The organism is Flavobacteriales bacterium, from assembly GCA_013214975.1.
Lineage (GTDB): Bacteria > Bacteroidota > Bacteroidia > DT-38 > DT-38 > DT-38.
In genome coordinates, this window is the sequence record JABSPR010000250.1 from 1 (window position 1) to 1724 (window position 1724).

The 1724-nt window shown below is 35.5% G+C and carries 1 protein-coding gene; it reads left to right on the forward strand.

All coding sequences use genetic code 11. From position 1 onward, the window contains the following. Positions 1 to 1068: 1068 nt before the first annotated feature. Positions 1069 to 1251 (forward strand): hypothetical protein, encoded by a 183-nt coding sequence (locus HRT72_08165; GenBank protein ID NQY67683.1) that lies wholly within the window; start codon positions 1069 to 1071, stop codon positions 1249 to 1251. Positions 1252 to 1724 lie beyond the last annotated feature (473 nt).

The window sequence follows — 1724 nt, forward strand, 5'->3', positions numbered from 1 at the left end:
ATGATAAAGATAATAATAAAATCATTATAAAAGGACATTATTCACCAACTGGATTAACTAAAACCCCGGTAGACCTGATTGGAGATCCAACCGTGAATATCTCAGAGAAAGGTCAATGGTAATAAAGTTTTTTTTCTACGCTTTGGCGATAGCCCTTTTCGGGGAATTTACCCTTATTGCCTTAGCTCCAACAATTGGATTTATGGTTGTATTTATATATTATCCTATATGCTTTCCTCATTTACTCGTACAAAAATGGTCAAACTTTTTAACATATGATTATTATGAGGGTAATCCCGTCTGGGAGCTCTTCTTCAAGAGACTAACGATTAATACTCTTTCATGGTTATTAATAATTTTAATTATTTCAAAAATAAGAGAATCAAAAAAAGAAAATTTAACATTAGATGAAAGCAAAAAATGAGAGAAAGGCAGCTTGCTGGTGCTCTCATTTGCGCAGAGCCGAAGGCTTGAAAACACTACGAATAATGTCATTTAAAATTCTCCTCGATCGTTTTTGACGATCCAACTCTTGCAAGCCCTCAGAGCCACCCTTCTCTGAGGGCTTCTTCACCGAATAGATATACCCATGTTTCGGCCTTCATCTCGATCAATTTTATTTTGTAGATTTACTTTGATTTGAGAAAATTTATTTTGATCAATATCCTGTCTTTCTAATTGTTTTTTTAAGTTATTTTGTGCTTGATATAGACACTTGTATCCAGGAGGATTCACTATTAAAGCTTTCGGCTTCGATCGCTTCTTCATACGGAGATCACAGAATACTGGGTCTTTTCCCATAAAGGTACGTAATGTTCAATAGGAATGCTGCGTACCTTTTGGCTTTCACAAACGAAGGTTTATGAAAGATCTATAATCCATGCTTAACTGTGCTCAGAGTTTGTTGCATTAACCACTTCCATATTGGAAGTGAAAGTTAATACCTTTTTGAAAGGAAAATTATTTGTTGGGATCCCCCACCAAATCGGTGAAGAAACATTAATGACTAAATGGGAGTAAATAAATTCAGCATATACTTTGCTTTGGAATGAGTTATGAAAACCTCTATTGAACATTACGTACCTTTATGGGAAAAGACCCACTATTCATGAAGCACTAAAAAGAATTGCAAAATTAGGAGGTTTTCTCGCTAGAAAAGGAGATGGCGTTCCGGGGACTCTTGTGCTTTGGCGAAGCTGGAAAAGGTTAATGGATCTAAGTCGAGGTTGGGCCATGGCAACAAGGCTATGAACTTGTGGGTAATAGTAAGGATCTGTGAGGGGGGCAGTCGGGCAACTGGCTGTTCTACCTTGATTAGTAATAAAGAAAATTTAACCCCTTTATTTCACCAAAGTAAACAGATTAATCTAGCAATTCATTCAGATTGATCTAGCAATTCATTCAGATTGATTGCTGTATAGGGAGAATGACTCTTTAATAAAAAGTTATTCATACGTATTATGTTTCATGCTTAATTTTTGAGCTAAAGAGACTTAAGGTGCAATCAATGCAGACTTGAGGAGGCCAAGCCTGTTTACAGTCCTTAAATTAACTCATTTACTATTCAATTATGATTTAGGGCAATCGTTAAGAAGCCCGACAATGAGTTCGTTCAAACCGACTAAATTATCAACGAAAAGAAAAACTATAAGAAGATGAACAGAATATGGTATTTCCGCTTCGCTCCAAAAAAAACATATAGGTTATCTAAAATATTATGCTAA